This window comes from Chromohalobacter sp. HP20-39 (assembly GCF_033052815.1).
GTDB lineage: Bacteria > Pseudomonadota > Gammaproteobacteria > Pseudomonadales > Halomonadaceae > Chromohalobacter.
The window spans coordinates 1-248 of sequence record NZ_JAWHTP010001007.1 but is presented as its reverse complement, the minus strand read 5'-3'; the positions used below and the strand labels follow the sequence as shown (position 1 = coordinate 248).

The following is a 248-nucleotide window of genomic DNA, read 5'->3' as shown; positions in this document are numbered from 1 at the left end:
CCGATCACCATCACGTCGACGTCGCTGTCCGCGACTTCCTGACCACGGGCGACGGAACCGAAAACGAATGCGGCGTCGATCTGATCGGAACACGGGATCAGAGCCTCGGCGAGCACGTCGGCAAGACCGGAAGTCTTGCGCATGATGCTCGCCAGTTCCTCGTAAATCGGAAGCCCTATTTGCGCGATAGACACTCTGTTGCCTTGCCGATCCCGGCTCAAAATTCCCGCCGCGGCCAGCTTGCTCAG

The 248-nt window shown here is 60.5% G+C and carries 1 protein-coding gene; it reads right to left on the bottom strand.

What is annotated here, in order from left to right:
* Positions 1 to 143 (bottom strand): nucleotidyltransferase domain-containing protein (locus RVY79_RS22105; RefSeq protein WP_411161777.1); only part of this gene is annotated, 143 nt, incomplete at its 3' end.
* Between the last annotated feature and the right edge of the window lie 105 nt (positions 144 to 248).